Genomic DNA, 15,640 nt, shown 5'->3' with positions numbered 1-15,640 from the left:
GGGTGCGCGTGAAGGGGTCAGGTGGGTTGCTGGCGTCGGCGTCCGCGGCGGCCCCTGGGTGGGCGGGGGCGGATGTCGGGAGAGGGGTACAGGGAGGTGGGCTCCCGTCCCGTCCCTACCCGTCCCGGTGATCCAGGTTCCGGAGACCGCCGATTCGCCGGATCGACCAATCGTTTTTGATCTTGGTGTTGCGGCTGATCAGGCGGTGTCCCGCTGGGTGCGGGGTCGCGTGCACCGGGCGGCGTTATGGTGCTCGGGGTGGTGCTGGTGGTGTCGGTATCGCGGGGTTCCGCCGGGTGCGGGGTCGCGGCCGGTGCGCTCGGGCTGGGTGCCGGGGCGGTGCCGGTGGTGCGGTGCGGGGTCCGGCTGGTGGCCGGGTCGCCGGTGGGTGTGTCGGTGGCGGTGTCGCGCTGGGTGCGGGGTCGCCGGGTGGTGCTGGTCGCGGGGTCCGGTCGGGTGCCGGGTCGCGGGGTACGGGAGCGGCGGACACGGTGCCCGTGCTCGCGCAGCATGGCGGCCGTTTTCGGCCCGTAGTGCGGTGCCGCCGGTGCAGGCCGGGGCGGGCACCAATCATCGGCGTCGGCCTTGTTGGACCGGCGAGCGTTGCAGGCGTGGCAGGCGACGCGCAGGTCGTCGGGGCTGGCCGCGGCCTGTCCGGCGATGCGGTGGTCGTAGGTGCCGCCGCGGCCGCCGCGCTGGTCGCCCCAGACCACGATGACGCCGCAGTAGCGGCAGGCGTCGCCGTCGCGCAGCCGCACAGCGACCGTGAGCGCCGGGTTGCCGTTGTCGCGTTTGCGCTGCCGCTCCCACTCCAGTTCGTCTTTGAGCCGGATGTGCACGAGGTTGGTGGGGTCGTCGACCAGGCGCCAGGCCGGGCCGCCGTCGTCCAGTTCGGCCGGGGTCAGGTAGCCGGCGCGTTCCATCAGCGTCGCCCAGTGCCGCCAGTTGTCGCCGGCGGTGCTGGCGAGCACGCCGGGCGTGATGACGTAGTCGGTGAGGTAGCCGGCGGACTGCACGGCGCACCGGGTGAAGACTCCGAGGAGCAGGTTGACCACGTCGGCCTGCGTCCACCGCGGTGGTTGCCACGCGGCGGGGTCGAAGGCCATCGGGGCGAGCACTGCCGGGTGGTGCGCGGCGGTGTCGGAGAACTTCGCCCACGGCATCAGCCACCACCGACCAACGACAGGTGACCGCGCCGGCCGCGGGCGCGGCGGCCGGCGGCGGGCGCTGCGAGTTCGCTGGTGGCCTCGCGTTCGGCGCAGACCTTGTGACAAAGCGCGCCGGTGCAGTCGTGCAGCGTGGTGGGCCGTCCGCACGCTCGGCACGGTCCGGGCGAAGCCGCCGACCGGTGGGTGTGCCAGTCCATGAACACCTCGCCGCGGTAGAGCAGCGGCGGGCCGGGTTGGCAGGCGACGCGCGCATTCCGGCGGCTCATCCTCGCCACCCGTGAGTCGGTGCGAATCGTTCTCGGACCAGGTCGTCCAGGCCGGGCCGGTCAGTGTCGGGGACGCTGGCGGCCAGCAGCATGACGAGGTGTTCCAGTTCGGCGCGGTCCAGGCGCGCGAGGGCGTCGAGCGCGCCGTCGGGCTTGCCCTGCTGGATGGCGCTGACGAGTCGGTGGCCGTAGGCGGCCAGCCGGTCAGCCGTGATCATGGTGAATTCCCCTGTCCGGCGGTGGGCGGAACCGCGGGTCGCCGCCGCTCGTCGAGCCCAGTCCCGACGAGCCGGCGGCGGCAACTACGGCCGTGCGGGCGACGTGTCAGCCGGCGTCGTGGATCGATCGATCAGGAGTCCGGCGCAGAGGTGCGACACCACCGCGGTACCGGTAATCGCTGCGCGGAGGTGCTCGACGGGCAGACCTCGCAGCGCTTCGCGGGCGCAGTCGACGTGCCCGGACGCTGCCTCCGTCACCGCGAACTCGATTGCGGCGTGGTGGGCGGCCTCGGGGCCGACGACGGCGGCCAGTACCGCGGCCAGTCCGCGCGGCGCCTGATCGCTGCCCGCCGGATCGGCAGTGTGAGGGGACATGAGCGCTCCTGTCGTTGAGATCGTCGAGACGTTCGCCGGGCGTCGTTGCCGCGGCGGGGTGAGGGCGTCGCACGCGGCAAGCGCGCCATTGACTCGGTCGTTGGCCTCCGCCAGCGAAATAGCAGCGCCGACCGTGCAGAGCACGACCAGGACGACGGCGACGACCAGTAGGTCGCTCATGCCGACCGCACCGCGGCCGGCGCCGGGACGAGCGTGCGGACCAGACCGGGCCGGCGGGTCAGCCGGCCGGCGGCGACCAGGCCGTCAAGGTGGTAGGCCACCGTGGACACGCCGAGATCGGTGGCCGCGGCCAGCTCGCGTACGGTCGGGGCGTAGCCGTGGCGGCCGTGATGGCTGATCACCGCAGCGAACACGCGCTCGCGGCTCGGCTTACGTGCCAGGGTCGGCGCCGAGGAATCAGTGGTCACCCGCGCGGCGGTGGGCGGATGACCGTGAGACCGGTGGGCCGTGAGCAGCGGTGACGGCTCGCGTCGGACGGTCGTGGCCGCAGCGTGGTCGACCGTCATGCCGCCTCCACGGAGCCCGTCGGACGCCCTGCACGGTTCGGTGCGATGTCACACGTCAACCCGTCGACGTAGGCGCCAAGGTCGGTGGTGCGCACACGGCGGCAGCGACCGACTTTCACGCTCGGGAGCTCGCCGGAGGCGATCAGCTTCTTGGCGTAGCTCGGACTGAGCTTGAGTTGAGCGGCGGCCTCCTTGACCGTCAGCATCAGCTCGGGCGACTCACGCACGCTCATCGGGCACCTCACGAACGAGCTGGCTGAGGTCGACGTCCAGACGCCGCGCCACGTTGCGCAGCGCATCGAACGACGGGGTGACGGCGCCGGTCCGCCACCGGTACAGGCTCGCCCGGGAGATCCCGGCGACGACGCAGCGCTCTACGTCGGTACGGGCGCCGAGCGCTCGCGTCCGAGTACGGAAAAGATCCTCGTTGAGGACAACGTGTGATGTCTCGTCTCCAACACTCCTGAGTCTTGCTCGCGTTAGGGCCATGTCGCCCACCGTAAGGTGTCGTAAGTGCAACATCAAGAGGACTTTCCCGCTGTTGCTGAAGTGAGATAGCAGCTAGTGTCTCACTCATGAGCCTTTTGCTACACGCTGCAATCAACCCCCGGACCGAGGAGACAGCGGTGACGGAGCGAGTAGAAGTCTCACGGGTGAGACGCGCGGCACCCGTGACCAGCGGCTATGGTGTCGCCATGCGCGACGACGTGACCCCCGAAGGCGCTGCCTTCGCCGATCTCCTGCGCAGCGCGCGCCGTGAGGCTGGATTTCTTCAAGACGATGTGATCCAGCGCTCAGGCATCAGCCGATCCACCTACCTGCGGTGGGAGGCCGGCGACGGAGCACGCCCGGACCTGAAGTACGTGCGCAAGGTGTGCATCGTGCTCGGCATCAACCCTCGTCGCGCCGCCATCGCGCTTGGGCTCGTCACCGCCGCAGAGTTGGACCTCGCGCCCGACGAGTCCGAGTACGACCCGATCGTGGTCGAGATAAACCGGGTACTCGCCGACGCATCCGTACCTGAAGCCGCGCGGGCCGCACTACGGCACACGCTCGAAGCCGCAATGAACCTCTGGCGCACGGCAGTCACCATGCCGGAACCCCACGAGCCACGCGGCGCCGATCTCACCCGGCGACGCGCCGCCCGAGGTTGATTCTCGCGGCTTCACGGCCGCCACATTCCCTTCCGGCGCGACGGCACGACGCGCCGCCCCTCAGTCCACTTTGGAGTTTCCGCGTGGGTCGACCGCGTAAGACCATCCCCGAGCTTGATTCAATGGTCGAGATTTACCTCGGCGCCGATGGCGACTATCACGCATATGTCCCTGTCGGCACGCTCCCTAACGGGAAAGTCGATCGACGACACCGGCAGGGAAAGACCGAAGACGCCGTCAGGGCGAAAGTCCGTGACCTGCAAAAGAACATGGTTGCCGGTGAGGTCACCAAACCGGGGCGGACTCCGCTGCTGTCGGAGTATCTGACCGACTGGTTGGCCAACCCCAACAACGAGTGGCGCTACAACACGAAGAACGGTTCATATGGCTGGGCTGTCAGCAAATGGCTCAACCCCGGCCTCGGATGGTGGCGCCTGGACCTGCTCAACGCCGACGTTATCGAGGACTTCCTTCGTTCTATCGCCCGGGACGCCGACGACGACACCGCCGAGGGGCTCTCGTCGGCGAGCGTCCATTCGGTGTTCCGGGTACTACGCGCGGCGCTCAACGACGCCGTGCGACGCAAGCTCATCGGGCACAACCCCATGGACTTCATGACCTGGCGGCCCAAACTCGTCGAAGAGGAAGTCACTCCGCTATTCGTCGAGGAAGTCAAGGCCATCCTGGGGGTGTGCGAACACCGCCGCAACGGGACGCGGTGGTCCATCGGGCTGCCGCTGGGACTGCGCCAGGGTGAAGCTCTCGGGTTGCCGTGGATCCGCCCGGCGAAGTCCACCAGGGATAAGCCGATGGGACTCGACCCCGACGGCTGGCTCACCGTGCGGCGCAAGGCCGAACGACGCAAATGGGAGCACGGCTGCACCGACCCCGCGGACTGTGCTCGCCCGCATTGCCGAACGACACCCTGTCCCCCGCGCTGGCAACACGGCTGCGGGAAAGAGCCGGCCGACTGCACCAAGCAGCGCGTCGACCGGTGCCCGCAGCGTCGCCCGCGTCCGGGCTGCGCCACCCACCGCGACCCGAAGACGTGCACCACCGTTTGCCCGCCCGGGTGCGCCGGCCACGCCCGGCTGTGCCCGAAGAAGCGGAGCGGCGGAATCGTCTTCACCGAAACCAAGAGCGCCGCCGGCGACCGCCGCATTGCCCTTGCCCCCCAGATGATCGAACGGGCCGTCCGCCACCGACGCCACCAAGACCACGAGCGCGCCGCGGCCGGCGAGATGTGGGAAGACTTCGGCCTGGTGTGGTGCCAGCCCAACGGGCGTCCCATCGACGCCCGCGCGGACTGGCAAGACTGGAAGGCGCTACTTCAAGAGGCCGGCGTCCGCGACGCACGGGTGCACGACGGGCGGCACACGGCGGCAACCATGCTGCTGTTGCAGGGGATCGACGAGCAGACTGTGATGGCCGTCATGGGCTGGTCAGATCGGCGGATGCTGCGCCGGTATCAGCACGTCATTGACGAACTCCGGCAGGAGGCATCGAAGCGGGTCGGTGCTCTGCTGTGGGGCGAGCCCGAAAAGCCTGCGAAGAAGAGCAAGGCGAAGAAGGCCAAGAAGCAGCGCAAAGAGAAGAAGATCGATCAAGCCGTGGCGAGTTCTGCAACGGATCTTGCAACGGGCGAGGGCCTAGCCAAGATCCTAAAGTTCCCGCGATCGGCGTAGCTCCACGAGAAAGGGCCTCTCACCTGCGGTGAGAGGCCCTACTCTATTTGTGCGCCCGAAGGGACTCGAACCCCTAACCTTCTGATCCGTAGTCAGATGCTCTATCCATTGAGCTACGGGCGCCTGCACAGCCACTCTCCGTGATGGCGCGTGATGATGCGCCCACCGGAGTGGAGCTACGTTTCCGCTGGTCCAGGGGTTTTTAGGTGCTTCCGGACCTGCGAGTAACGACTTTAGCATGTCGCCGGGTGACGCCTAAATTCCGGTGGGTGTCGCGCTGTGCCGCACAGCGCTCACGCCTCAGGACCCCTCGAGCCGGGCCACCTCGCCGAAGCGGTCCGGCCGACCGGCCGACGGGCCGGGAGCAGACCTAGCGCGGCCGCGCCGCGTCGTCCTCGTTCCAGATGGAGATGACGTGGCCTGATCCGTGCTCTTCTATGACGCGGGACGTGGCCTCGGCGAGGGACCGGGCGAGGACGCGCAGGCGAATGCCCGGCTAGTCATCAATCCAGATCAAGCCCACGTATTCCCGCACCGGCGGACTCGCATCGGCCCTCACAACATTCCCCCTTTACCGCCACGAGCGCGCCGCCCGCCGCGGATCTGCGGCAGGCGACGCGGTCGGCGCGCGTGGCGTCAGGAGACGGTCACGTCGCTGTAATAGTGGCGCAGGATCGCAGAGTAGCTCTTACCCGCGTTCGCGAGATCGCGCGAGCCGTACTGCGACAGCCAGTCCCCGTCGACCCAGCCGCCGCACTGGGTGGTGGTCGCGCAGTAGTGCGCCTGCAGGATGTTGCCGCTCCGGGTCATCCGGGACGACCAGGTGCTGTCCACCGCGGAGGACGTCGACGCCTGCGCCGATGACGGCCGGTAGACCTGGTCCCCGGTGTCGTCGCGGACGTCGTAGCACTGGCCGCCGGAGGTCTTCCGGGTCGAGTGCAGCGCCCAGTACCAGCCGTAGCTCTTGACGGCTACGGCGCCGGCCTCCAGCGAGGCGTCCGGCCAGCTCGGCACCCATTCGTTCGGGAGGACGTTCTTGACGTACGTCTTGAACTTGACCCGGTCGACCCGGCCGAGGCTGACCCGGTAGACCAGGATGGTGCTCGGCAGCTGGGTGTTGGTGCCGTCGGTGCTGCAGCCCGTGGGCCCGCCCGTGCTCAGCAGTTCGTGCGAGGCGTTGTTGTTCTTCAGCGTGGCGTTGAGGTTGCCCTTCGCGCCGGCCGCGAAGTCCTGGCTCGCACCGGCGAAGTTGCTGTTGAAGTAGACCCGCACGGTCTTGCCGGTGCGGTTCCACACCGACGCGGCGTTGTTCTTCACGCACACGCCCTGGCCTTCGCCCGCGCCCTTGAACTCGTAGCAGGACGGCTGAGTGGCGCCGTAGTCGTCCTGGGAGTCGGTGAAGTCGGAGATCGAGCCGGCCTGGTTGCTGTTGAAGTAGTAGCAGAACTCGCCGCTGTCGCAGCCGCCGTCCCGGTCGGCGGCGGACGCCGCGCCGGGCGCCACCGCGATGCCGACGAGCGCAGCTGCCAGGGCGGCCAGGATGCCGGGAACTCGTTTCAGGGTGGTCATCCGGGTCACCAGCTGCTCGGGACGTACGCCCAGCCCAGGTAGTCGGACCGGTTCCGGAACGTGTTGGTCTGGTAGACGCTCGGGCCGGTGCTGATGGCGCTGTTGCCGCCGATGGAGAGCATGATGTGCCCGGCGGACGTGGTGGAGGTGAAGAACACCGCGGCTCCGGCGGGCGGCACCGAGCCGGTGTGGATGCGGCCGCTGTCCCGCTGCCACTGGTAGTGCGTCAGCGCCGTGGCGAACCGGCCGCTGGTGCCGAAGGCCCGCTCGACGAACAGCTCGCACTCGTTGTTCCAGTCGGTGTGCCCGAGCCGCGCCTTCGCGAAGGCGATGGCCTCGGACGCGCGCGGGTCGGCCGGGTTGGTGCCGCCGGCGGTGCCGCCGATGTCGTGCGAGGCGTTGTTGTTCTTCAGCGTGGCGTTGAGGTTGGCCTTCGCCCCGTTCGCGAACGACTGGCTCGATCCGCCGAAGTCGCTGTTGAAGTAGACCCGCACGGTCTTGCCGGTGCGGTTCCACACCGACGCGGCGTTGTTCTTCACGCAGACGCCCTGGCCGCTGCCCGAGCCCTTGAACTCGTAGCAGGACGGCTGCGTCGTCCCGTAGTCCTCGACCGTCTCGGAGAAGTCCGAGATCGAACCCGCCTGGTTGCTGTTGTAGTAGTAGCAGAACTCGCCGCTGTCGCAGTCTCCGTCGCGGGACGCCGCCGACGCCGGCGAAGCGGCACTCAGGATGGACGTGGTGACGGCGAGTGCGGCGCCGATTACGGCGAGGCTCTTGCGGATGTTCATGGTGTCCTTTCGTGGACGGCGAGGGGTGGTTTGCGGGTCACTGCCCGCGCTGGTACTGCTCCCAGGTTTTGATCGGGATCCGGGGGCCGTCGTCCGGGCCGCGGTTGGCCAGGCCGTTCATGCCGAGGTAGTAGTCGCCGGCCTGGTGCTGCGCCTGGCTGGACAGGTCCGTGTCGTTGATCGCCGCGGCGTGGATGTGCCACGGCCAGTCACCCTGGCTGGGGTCACGGACCCAGGCGGCGAAGCCGACCTGGCGCAGGGCCCGTACGACGGCGGTGCGCTTGGCCGCGGTCATGCCGGTGACCGAGATGTCGACGACACCGCCGCCGTCGTGCGTACCGGCCGAGGTCGGGTCGCCTCCGGGGTTGTACGAGCCCTGCTCGAGTACCAGGGTCCGGCCGAGCAGCCGCTGGGCCTCGGCCAGCATCGCCTGGGTACGGGCGTCGACGACGTACCCGTCACGCTGGACCTTGGCGCCCGCACCGATCGTGTTGCCGACGGTGTAGCGGTTCTGCCCGAGCTTCGTCAGCGACGTCGTGCCGGGCAGCCCGTTGGCGTCCAGGCCGGCGTATCCGAGCGAGCGCTGGTATGCCGCGTACGCCGAGACGGTCTCGGTGCCGAAGTAGCCGTCGACCCACTGCGCGTCCAGCAGGCTCTGTGCCTGGAGCGCCTGCTCGACGGCGAGCACGGAGTTCTTCGCGCCCGGTGTCAGCGTGTGGTCGGCACGGCGGGGGTCGATCTGGGCGGCCAGGACGGTGGCCTCCATGTCCACCACGGGCCGCGCTGCCGTGGTGACGGCCCGCTGCGTGGTGGCGCCGGAGGTCCCGGCCCACGCATGGGTCGGTACGCCGACCGCCACGCAGAGCGCGGCGAGTCCGACGGCTAACCGGGGACGGCGCATGGTCGATCCTCCTCGTAGGTGATGAGTCCCGTTCGGAACGGACATCACACTGCGAGAAGGGATCTGCTGTTCGGTACCCCGCGGAACTGTCAGTTCCGCCAGGGCGCCAATGACCTCGGTGAATGCGGTGTTGTCAGATTGGTCGGCGGCGGGATTTGACGCCGTTCGTCGCGCTCTGACACCCGCCGGGACGCTCAGCCGGTGACGGTGACCATGAAATAGACCGGCCGGCGGCTGGGGAAGTAGGCCTGGCCGCTCTCGTCGACCATCTTCCAGCTGACCCAGCACTTCCCGGGGCGGTCCGGCGCGGTGACCGGAACGCTGATCATGACCTGCTCCCCGGGCGGCGTGTCGCCGATCGACACCCGGTCCGGCACCCGGCAGCCGTCATCGGTGGGGTTCATCCGGGCCAGGAAGCGGTTGTGCCAGGCGACCTTTCCCACGTTCGCGAGCGCCCAGACCTTCACGAACTGGGCGTTCACCTTCACCCGGGTGCCGTCGGGGATGGTGACGTCGGCGATGAACTTGCTCGCGTCCCCGGGAATCAGCGCGTCCGAGAACCCTGCCGGTGACGGCGTCGCCGACGGAGAGGCCGCCGCGGCGGCGGCGCCGGAGCCGGCCGGGGGCGACCAGTCGTGGACGGCGACGCTCAGGACGACGACCGCAACCACCACGGCCGCCGCGGCGGCAAGCCACGGCAACCGGTTCCGTCGCGCGACCACGATCTCGTCCGCGGCAGCCTGCAGCGCGCGCCGCCCTGCCGGCACGAGCTCCGAGGACGCGACACCGCCGGCACCACCGGGCGCCGGAGTCTCCACGGCCTGGGACGTCCCGGCGGCCGGGGGATCGGCGATGACCGTCCCCGGGCCCTGAGCGTCCTCCCATCGGCGCCGCCACTCGGCCTCGTCAGCCGCACAGGCCCGGACGAACTCGCGCGTGGTCTCCCACGAGGGGAATCTGGTCCCGGCGGCGGCCTCGTGCAGCGTCGTGTGCGAGATCCGGCCGGAGAGCCCGGCCATCTTCCGGAATGACGGGCTGCCCACCGCGGCCCGCAGCTTCCGCAACTGCGCCGCGAACCTTTCGGCGGCGCTGCCGTCCTGAATCGACTCGGCGGCAGCACGCTGGTCTTCCATCAGTCCCCCAGGTCAGACGCATCGTCAGGCGTTGTCAGATGCGTGTAAGAGGGTACCGAACGGACCACGTAAGCCATCGATGCGATGACCGATGACACAGGGCGCGACGATCCGGTCGGCGAAGGGGTTCGGCCCGGCCCGGTGGCACCCGACACCAGGATCGGGGAGGAAAGCAAAACGGTCGTGATCCACGTTTCCGCGGATCACGACCGAAGGTGCACGAGCGGAGACTCCGGGATTCGAACCCGGGAGGGGCTATAAAACCCCAACCGCATTAGCAGTGCGGCGCCATAGACCGGACTAGGCGAAGTCTCCTCGGGGGCCTGCAAGCCACCGACGGTTGAGGATACCGGACTGCCCCGGGGCCCGGCAAAGAGGTTGCCCCTCCGCCGCGCCGCGCCTCGAAATTCGCAGGAATCGACCGACAGCACGGTCTTCCAGCAGGTGAAACGGCCGTGACCAGGCTAGGCTGCCACGGCATGGAGGAGAATGAGTCGACGCAGCGGCGTCCGCGGACGCCGAACCCCGCGTTCAGCACGCCTGACCAGCCAACTCCCCCTGGCAAACCCGCGAAGGCACCCCCCGCGGTGACCTTCCGGCCGCCGTCTGAGGGCAAAAGATCCTCCGGTACGCCCGCAGACGCCACGGAGCCGGCACCGCCGCGCCCCGCCAGGGCCGGGACGCCGCCGCAGAATCCGCCGGCCAGGAAGGCGGCCAAGGCTCAGCCGAGGACCCAACCGGCGGCCAAGATCCAGCCGTCGAGGGTCGAGGTGACCGCACCCACGCCGCCGACCGCCGAGCCGGCGCCGCCGGCGAAGGCGCAGGCCCCGAAGGCCCAGCCCGCGAAGGCATCGCCCGCCAAGGCCCAGCCGGCGAAGGCATCGCCCGCAAAGGCCCAGCCCGCGAAAACATCGCCCGCAAAGGCCCAGCCGGCCAAGGCAGGCACCCCGCCCGCGGCGAAGACGGCCAAGGCGGCCCCGAGCGGCGCCGGCGCGCCGGCCAAGGCGGCGGCGAAGAGGGCGGTCACGAAGCTCAAGGCGGCAGCCGCGGAGGTCGCACCGGCCGTCGTTACCCCGGACATGACCACCGTTCCCGACGAGGAAACGGCGGCGGCCACGCCCACCCCCGGACCGCAGGCAGGCGGAACCGGGGCGACACCCCTGGCTGCCGAGCCCCCGGCCACGGCACCGGGACAGCCGCGGGCCGTGGCCCCCGATGAACCGACCCTTCCGCGTCCGGCCGCGCCCGCGACGGACAGCGAGTCCGTTCCCCACACCGAGGCGTGGGCGGCGATCATCGCCGACCCCGGCCACTCGCCCGAGCTTCTCGCGCTCGCCGCCACACAGACCATCGGCCCCCGGGCCCAGCAGTGGGCCAGCCGCACCCGGGCCGCCTACCCGGCCGCGACCCCGGACGGGCTCGCGCGGCTGGCGGTCGACCAGGTCACCCGGTTCGGGAGCGTGAGCAGCCTGCTGGCGTCCGTCGCCGGCGCGTACGCCCCGGTCGCGCTCCTGGGCGCGGCCGCGTTCACCCACGCCGAGCTCGCGTTGCACGTCGCCGCGGCCTACGGCCTGGATCCGACCGACCCCGATCGCGCCGCCGACCTTCTCGTACTCACCCGGGTGCATCCCGGCCGCGAGGACGCCGTGGCCGCGCTCGCCGCCGCGCGGGGGCACGGCTACGGCGGCACCGGGCTGACCGAGGCGACCTGGCGGCTGGGGCGCAGGATCGCCGTCCACGCCGGCGGCTGGGCCGCGATCAGGCTGGTCAACCACTACTTCCCGGGCACGAGCCTGCTGGCGGCCACGCTGAACAGCCGGGGCGCCGCCCGGGCGATGGCCGCGCGCGCCACCGTCTACTACCGGGATCAGAGCCAGGTGAGCCAGCGGTCCGGCACCAGGGTGTAGCCGACGAAGGCCACGACGTCGAGCAGGGTGTGCGCCACGATCAGCGGCATCACCCGGCCCTTCCTCAGGAAGAAGAGGGAGAACACGACGCCCATCACCGCGTTGCCGACGAAGGCTCCGAAGCCCTGGTAGAGGTGGTAGGAGCCGCGCAGGACCGCGCTGGCGGCGACGATGTAGCCGATTCGCCAGCCCAGCTCGCGGAGCCTGGTCACCAGGTAGCCGACCACGATCACCTCTTCGAGGATCGCGTTCTGCAGCGCCGCGAGGATCAGCACCGGGATCGCCCACCAGACCGCCTGCAGTGCGGCCGGCACGATCTGGGCGTTCAGCCCGAGCCGCGCCGCCGCGTACACGAGCAGCAGGCCGGGCAGGCCGATGGCCGCCGCGAGCGCGATGCCCCAGCCGGCGTCGCCGGCGGGCCTGCGGAAGTCGATCCCGAGCGTGCGGGCCGGGTCCAGCCGGTCGCGGCTGAGCAGATAGACCACGAGCAGCACCGGTACGAGCGCGAAGAAGATCCCCAGCAACTGGTACGTGAGGTCGAGGTAGATCCGCGGCGACCGGGACTGGTTCAGCACCGCCGCCTGCGCGGAGAGCGGCGGGCCGGCGGTGAGCTTCGCCGCCAGTGACACCACCGCGTAGACGGCCGAATGGCCGAGCGACAGGAGCAGCACGATCGCTATCTCCCAGCGGAGTTGGTAGCGGGTTGCCGGGGGGCGATCGAGGGCTGCCGTCACGCGACCACTCTAGAAGTGTCAGTCGTTCGAGTGATACCGACTAGGCACATTCGGACCTATTGGGGCAAGCGACGCGCCGAGTGCCGGCGATTTTGCGGCATGGATCGCACTTTCCGTGCGATGCGTAACCGCCCGATCTGCCCAGGCTGAAGGACATGGGAGACCTCGCGCGTTTGCTCAAGGAAAGCTGGAGCCTCGTCGAGGAGTATCAGGACAAGGTCGCCGGCTATTTCTACGCGAGGATCTTCCTGTCGCATCCGGACCTGCGGGACCTCTTCCCCGTTCACATGGACGTGCAGCGATCCCGGTTGCTCAACGCGATCGTCACCGCCGTGCAGACCCTGGAGGATCCGGAGAAGTTCGACGACTACCTGCGGGGCCTCGGCCGAGACCACCGCAAGTTCCACGTGGAACCGGATCACTATGAGGTTGTCGGAGGGGCGTTGATCGAGGCGATGCGACAGTTCGCGGGCGAACAGTGGGGCGTCGAGTACGACCAGGCGTGGGCGGACGCGTACGCGGTGATCGCCGCCAAGATGCTCTCGGGCGCGGAGGCGGACACCAACCCGCCGTACTGGTACGCGGAGGTCATGTCCCACGAGCGACGCGCCAAGGACATCGCGGTCTTCACGGTCATGCCGATGCACCCGCTCGAGTTCCGCGCCGGGCAGTACGTCAGCATCGAGTGCCCGCGATTCCAGCCGCGGCTGTGGCGTACCTATTCGCCGGCGAACGCGCCCCGCCGGGACAACACGATCGAGTTCCATGTCCGGGCCGTGGGCGCCGGCTGGGTCTCCAGCGCCCTGGTGCGCCGGCTCGAGGTCGGCGACATGATCAGGCTGGCCGCGCCGATGGGCTCGATGAACCTGGACCGCCGCTCGACCCGGGACGCGGTCTTCGTGGCGGGCGGCACCGGGCTCGCACCGATCAAGTCGCTGCTCGAGGAGCTGACCCGCTACAACCGGACCCGCTGGGTGCACGTCTTCTTCGGCGCGCGGACCCGCGACGACCTGTACGACCTGGCCGAGCTCAACCGGCTGGCCGCCCGCTACCCCTGGCTGTCCGTGGTGACCGCGTGCAGCGACGACCCGACCTTCTCCGGCGAGCAGGGCAGGATCTCCGACGTGGTGGCCCGCTACGGGCCGTGGAACGAGCACGACTTCTTCGTCTCGGGCTCCGGCTCGATGGTCAAGGCGACCCTGAAGACCCTGGCCGAGCTCCAGGTCCCATCCGTACGGATCAAGTACGACAGCTTCTCGGACTGACCGGCGTCAGTAGCTCCAGGGCTGGCCCGTCTGGCGGTACTCCTCGACCGGCACGAGGTTGGTGCCCGGCGCCATCCGGTCCACGTACAGCCGGCCGTCGAGGTGATCGATCTCGTGGCTGACCAGGCGGGCCATCGCCCGCTCGAAGGAGGTGATCACCCGGGTGCCGTCGTAGCGGGCGTGCTCGACGTCGACCCGCAGCGGCCGGACGACCAGCCCGCGGTAGTCGAAGAAGGAGAGACAGCCCTCGTACTGCTCGTCGGTCTCGCTCGACTCGTCGACGACCCGCGGGTTCAGCAGGACCACCAGGTCCGGGCCGCGCTCGGGTGGGCGTACCACGGCGGCGGCAACCGCCAGGCCGATCTGCGGAGCGGCCAGCCCGACGCCCTTGCTGAAGTCGTGCAGACCCTCGAGCCGGTCGAGGGCGGTACGGAGGCCGGCGACCGCCTCCCGGGAGGCCGCCTCCTCCCGGGGTAGCTGGAAGTGCCGGGCGCGCTGGCGGAGCAGGTCCGCGCCGCGCTGCACGATGCCTATTCCGCGCATCCGCTGGCTCGCTCTCAGCTCGTGTCCGTTGTTCTGGGGCTTGGGGACTCCTTCGTCCGGTGTGGTCGGTGCGGCCGGCCCGCGGAACCGCCATTCGAGGCGGTAGCGGGCGTTGAGCAGCGGCGCGTCGGTCGACCATTCGAAGACCGCGCGGCGCGCGTCGTAGTGGCGTTCCAGCGGGGTGCGGACGGGTACCTCGGCGGCCAGCGACGTCTCGACGCCCCAGACCTGCGGCTCGAACTCGGCGGGGAAGTCGAGGCGCACGGTGAGGTTGCGGGTGGGCAGGCGCACGGCCCGCTGGAACCACTGGCCCCACTTCTCCTCGCCCACGCTGTAGGCGTACTCGATGGCGGTCCGCTCGCCGGGGTAGAGGGGGAACTGGCCGTGCTCGTTCTGGAAGAGCAGCCAGACCTCCTTGGCCGCGTCCCGGTCCAGCTTGAGCCGCCACTGCATCCGCTCGGGCTCGGCGCCCTCGCCGGCGACCGCGCGCAGGTCCATCTCCTCGAAGCTCAGCGGGTGCTGCCGGTGGTGCCGGTTGGAGCCCGCCGGGTCGTGCGGGTAGCGGTCGACCGCGATCTTGACCAGGTACCGGGTCACCGGCTCGACGCCCGCGTTGTAGAGCGCCCGCCGGATCACACACCGGTACGCGTGGTCGGTGTAGGTGAGCTCGGCGATCTCCTGCTCGACGATGAGGCCGGTGCCGGGCGGCATCCACTGCGCGGGCACGGGCGGGTCCCGGTGCAGCAGGGGGCCGCGGGCGTGCCGCAGGTCGTCGTACTCCTGGAAGCGCTGCCAGATCACCCCGCCGGCGGCCAGGACCGCCTCCGCGCGCCTCGCGAAGTCCTCGGTCGGCTTGTGCCGCCGGCCCTCGACGTGGCTGACATACGACGGATCGAACCCCATGCGCGCGGCAAGCTGCTTCTTCGTCATCCCGCGCTCGACCCGCCACTGCGAGAGTGCCGACACGAACTGGTCGGCAGCCCTCTCGACAGGCGAGGTGGTCATCACGGATGTCCCCTTTGCGACAGGAATTTCAGTGTCCGGCCTTCAGGTGTCCGTAAGGGGCTAGTAGCGCGTTGCCGACAGATACCTTGACGAAACCGGCAACGGCATAACGCTCGGTTAAGACACCGTCGCTAGGGGTATTTGGCCCAAAAACACCTGTCTGAGGGCGAGCAAACAGGCGTTTTCCTCCGGTGGTTAGGTTAGCCTTAACAAGGTACGGTGGGCCGTCCGGAGAGACCGACGAGGCTTGGCGAGGTGACAGTGGTGATCCGGCAGCAGCAGCCGCTGAGCCCCGGCCGGAACGGCGGCCACCGGTGACCACGGCCCTGGACCGCGCCCTCGCGGGTCACTTCACCAGCACCGACCGGCCGCTCGCGCCGGTGACGGCGACGCTGCGTGCC

General features: G+C 69.9%; 17 protein-coding genes and 2 tRNA genes. 4 read left to right on the top strand and 15 right to left on the bottom strand.

Going from position 1 to position 15,640, the window contains the following annotated elements; genetic code table 11:
• Window positions 1-17: 17 nt before the first annotated feature.
• From AB0F10_RS01490 to AB0F10_RS01465, 6 genes are all read right to left on the bottom strand, one after another.
• Window positions 18-1,163 carry a hypothetical protein gene (locus AB0F10_RS01490; RefSeq protein WP_360619773.1) on the bottom strand — a complete coding sequence of 382 codons (1,146 nt, stop codon included), beginning with the start codon at window positions 1,161-1,163 and terminating at the stop codon, window positions 18-20.
• Window positions 1,163-1,435 (bottom strand): hypothetical protein, encoded by a 273-nt coding sequence (locus AB0F10_RS01485; protein WP_360619771.1) that lies wholly within the window; start codon window positions 1,433-1,435, stop codon window positions 1,163-1,165. The genes AB0F10_RS01490 and AB0F10_RS01485 overlap by 1 nt, the downstream gene beginning before the upstream one ends.
• The gene (locus AB0F10_RS01480) at window positions 1,432-1,653 is read right to left on the bottom strand and encodes a hypothetical protein (protein ID WP_360619769.1); all 222 of its coding nucleotides are present in this window, start codon (window positions 1,651-1,653) and stop codon (window positions 1,432-1,434) included. The genes AB0F10_RS01485 and AB0F10_RS01480 overlap by 4 nt, the downstream gene beginning before the upstream one ends.
• 84 nt (window positions 1,654-1,737) lie before the next feature.
• Window positions 1,738-2,208, bottom strand: a complete 471-nt coding sequence (locus tag AB0F10_RS01475) for a hypothetical protein (protein ID WP_360619767.1) — start codon at window positions 2,206-2,208, stop codon at window positions 1,738-1,740.
• On the bottom strand, window positions 2,205-2,456 hold the full coding sequence (locus AB0F10_RS01470) for a hypothetical protein (protein WP_360619765.1): 252 nt from the start codon (window positions 2,454-2,456) through the stop codon (window positions 2,205-2,207). Before AB0F10_RS01470 ends, AB0F10_RS01475 begins: the two co-directional genes overlap by 4 nt.
• A 95-nt stretch (window positions 2,457-2,551) precedes the next feature.
• A complete protein-coding gene (locus AB0F10_RS01465; RefSeq protein ID WP_360619764.1) occupies window positions 2,552-2,788 on the bottom strand; it encodes a helix-turn-helix domain-containing protein in 237 nt (78 codons plus the stop codon).
• 462 nt (window positions 2,789-3,250) lie between these two features.
• On the opposite strand from AB0F10_RS01465, the gene AB0F10_RS01460 reads away from it, so the two are divergent.
• Window positions 3,251-3,709 carry a helix-turn-helix transcriptional regulator gene (locus AB0F10_RS01460; RefSeq protein ID WP_360619761.1) on the top strand — a complete coding sequence of 153 codons (459 nt, stop codon included), beginning with the start codon at window positions 3,251-3,253 and terminating at the stop codon, window positions 3,707-3,709.
• A 122-nt stretch (window positions 3,710-3,831) separates the two neighbouring features.
• Window positions 3,832-5,394, top strand: a complete 1,563-nt coding sequence (locus AB0F10_RS01455) for a tyrosine-type recombinase/integrase (protein WP_360619760.1) — start codon at window positions 3,832-3,834, stop codon at window positions 5,392-5,394.
• Between the two features lie 50 nt (window positions 5,395-5,444).
• Here the strand turns inward: AB0F10_RS01455 and AB0F10_RS01450 are convergent.
• From AB0F10_RS01450 to AB0F10_RS01420, 7 genes are all read right to left on the bottom strand, one after another.
• Window positions 5,445-5,517 (bottom strand) — tRNA-Arg (locus tag AB0F10_RS01450).
• Between the two features lie 513 nt (window positions 5,518-6,030).
• The gene (locus AB0F10_RS01445) at window positions 6,031-6,963 is read right to left on the bottom strand and encodes a SpoIID/LytB domain-containing protein (protein ID WP_360619758.1); all 933 of its coding nucleotides are present in this window, start codon (window positions 6,961-6,963) and stop codon (window positions 6,031-6,033) included.
• Window positions 6,964-6,968: 5 nt separating this feature from the next.
• Window positions 6,969-7,751 (bottom strand): peptidase inhibitor family I36 protein, encoded by a 783-nt coding sequence (locus AB0F10_RS01440; protein WP_360619756.1) that lies wholly within the window; start codon window positions 7,749-7,751, stop codon window positions 6,969-6,971.
• A gap of 37 nt (window positions 7,752-7,788) precedes the next feature.
• Window positions 7,789-8,652: a peptidoglycan-binding protein gene (locus tag AB0F10_RS01435; protein WP_360619755.1), complete on the bottom strand. Its 864-nt coding sequence runs from the start codon at window positions 8,650-8,652 to the stop codon at window positions 7,789-7,791.
• A 194-nt stretch (window positions 8,653-8,846) separates the two neighbouring features.
• Window positions 8,847-9,785, bottom strand: coding sequence for an NBR1-Ig-like domain-containing protein (locus AB0F10_RS01430; RefSeq protein ID WP_360619753.1), 939 nt, complete (start codon window positions 9,783-9,785; stop codon window positions 8,847-8,849).
• 224 nt (window positions 9,786-10,009) lie between these two features.
• Window positions 10,010-10,100, bottom strand: a tRNA-Ser gene (locus tag AB0F10_RS01425).
• Window positions 10,101-10,506: 406 nt separating this feature from the next.
• Window positions 10,507-10,908: a hypothetical protein gene (locus tag AB0F10_RS01420; RefSeq protein WP_360619751.1), complete on the bottom strand. Its 402-nt coding sequence runs from the start codon at window positions 10,906-10,908 to the stop codon at window positions 10,507-10,509.
• 82 nt (window positions 10,909-10,990) lie between these two features.
• On the opposite strand from AB0F10_RS01420, the gene AB0F10_RS01415 reads away from it, so the two are divergent.
• Window positions 10,991-11,692, top strand: coding sequence for a hypothetical protein (locus tag AB0F10_RS01415; RefSeq protein ID WP_360619750.1), 702 nt, complete (start codon window positions 10,991-10,993; stop codon window positions 11,690-11,692).
• Here AB0F10_RS01415 and AB0F10_RS01410 read toward each other — a convergent pair.
• Entirely contained in the window at window positions 11,653-12,426 is a 774-nt protein-coding gene (locus AB0F10_RS01410) for a type II CAAX endopeptidase family protein (protein WP_360619749.1), read from the bottom strand. The two genes, AB0F10_RS01415 and AB0F10_RS01410, sit on opposite strands and share 40 nt — an antisense overlap.
• 155 nt (window positions 12,427-12,581) lie before the next feature.
• Between AB0F10_RS01410 and AB0F10_RS01405 the strand changes: the two genes are divergently transcribed.
• Entirely contained in the window at window positions 12,582-13,691 is a 1,110-nt protein-coding gene (locus AB0F10_RS01405; protein ID WP_360619747.1) for a globin domain-containing protein, read from the top strand.
• A 6-nt stretch (window positions 13,692-13,697) separates the two neighbouring features.
• On the opposite strand, the gene AB0F10_RS01400 is transcribed toward AB0F10_RS01405, so the two are convergent.
• Window positions 13,698-15,239 carry a peptide deformylase gene (locus AB0F10_RS01400; RefSeq protein ID WP_360619745.1) on the bottom strand — a complete coding sequence of 514 codons (1,542 nt, stop codon included), beginning with the start codon at window positions 15,237-15,239 and terminating at the stop codon, window positions 13,698-13,700.
• Window positions 15,240-15,640 lie beyond the last annotated feature (401 nt).

Source organism: Actinoplanes sp. NPDC026623, from assembly GCF_040638275.1.
Taxonomy (GTDB): domain Bacteria; phylum Actinomycetota; class Actinomycetes; order Mycobacteriales; family Micromonosporaceae; genus Actinoplanes.
Note: the sequence above shows the minus strand (reverse complement) of the source record. Positions and strands in the feature narration are given on the sequence as shown.

Coding starts and splice junctions, on each gene's coding strand:
- AB0F10_RS01490 (WP_360619773.1), bottom strand. CDS start 1,163: ATGCCGTGGGCGAAGTTCTCCGACACCGCCGCGCACCACCCGGCAGTG.
- AB0F10_RS01485 (WP_360619771.1), bottom strand. CDS start 1,435: ATGAGCCGCCGGAATGCGCGCGTCGCCTGCCAACCCGGCCCGCCGCTG.
- AB0F10_RS01480 (WP_360619769.1), bottom strand. CDS start 1,653: ATGATCACGGCTGACCGGCTGGCCGCCTACGGCCACCGACTCGTCAGC.
- AB0F10_RS01475 (WP_360619767.1), bottom strand. CDS start 2,208: ATGAGCGACCTACTGGTCGTCGCCGTCGTCCTGGTCGTGCTCTGCACG.
- AB0F10_RS01465 (WP_360619764.1), bottom strand. CDS start 2,788: ATGAGCGTGCGTGAGTCGCCCGAGCTGATGCTGACGGTCAAGGAGGCC.
- AB0F10_RS01460 (WP_360619761.1), top strand. CDS start 3,251: ATGCGCGACGACGTGACCCCCGAAGGCGCTGCCTTCGCCGATCTCCTG.
- AB0F10_RS01455 (WP_360619760.1), top strand. CDS start 3,832: ATGGTCGAGATTTACCTCGGCGCCGATGGCGACTATCACGCATATGTC.
- AB0F10_RS01445 (WP_360619758.1), bottom strand. CDS start 6,963: ATGACCACCCTGAAACGAGTTCCCGGCATCCTGGCCGCCCTGGCAGCT.
- AB0F10_RS01440 (WP_360619756.1), bottom strand. CDS start 7,751: ATGAACATCCGCAAGAGCCTCGCCGTAATCGGCGCCGCACTCGCCGTC.
- AB0F10_RS01435 (WP_360619755.1), bottom strand. CDS start 8,652: ATGCGCCGTCCCCGGTTAGCCGTCGGACTCGCCGCGCTCTGCGTGGCG.
- AB0F10_RS01430 (WP_360619753.1), bottom strand. CDS start 9,785: ATGGAAGACCAGCGTGCTGCCGCCGAGTCGATTCAGGACGGCAGCGCC.
- AB0F10_RS01405 (WP_360619747.1), top strand. CDS start 12,582: ATGGGAGACCTCGCGCGTTTGCTCAAGGAAAGCTGGAGCCTCGTCGAG.
- AB0F10_RS01400 (WP_360619745.1), bottom strand. CDS start 15,239: ATGACCACCTCGCCTGTCGAGAGGGCTGCCGACCAGTTCGTGTCGGCA.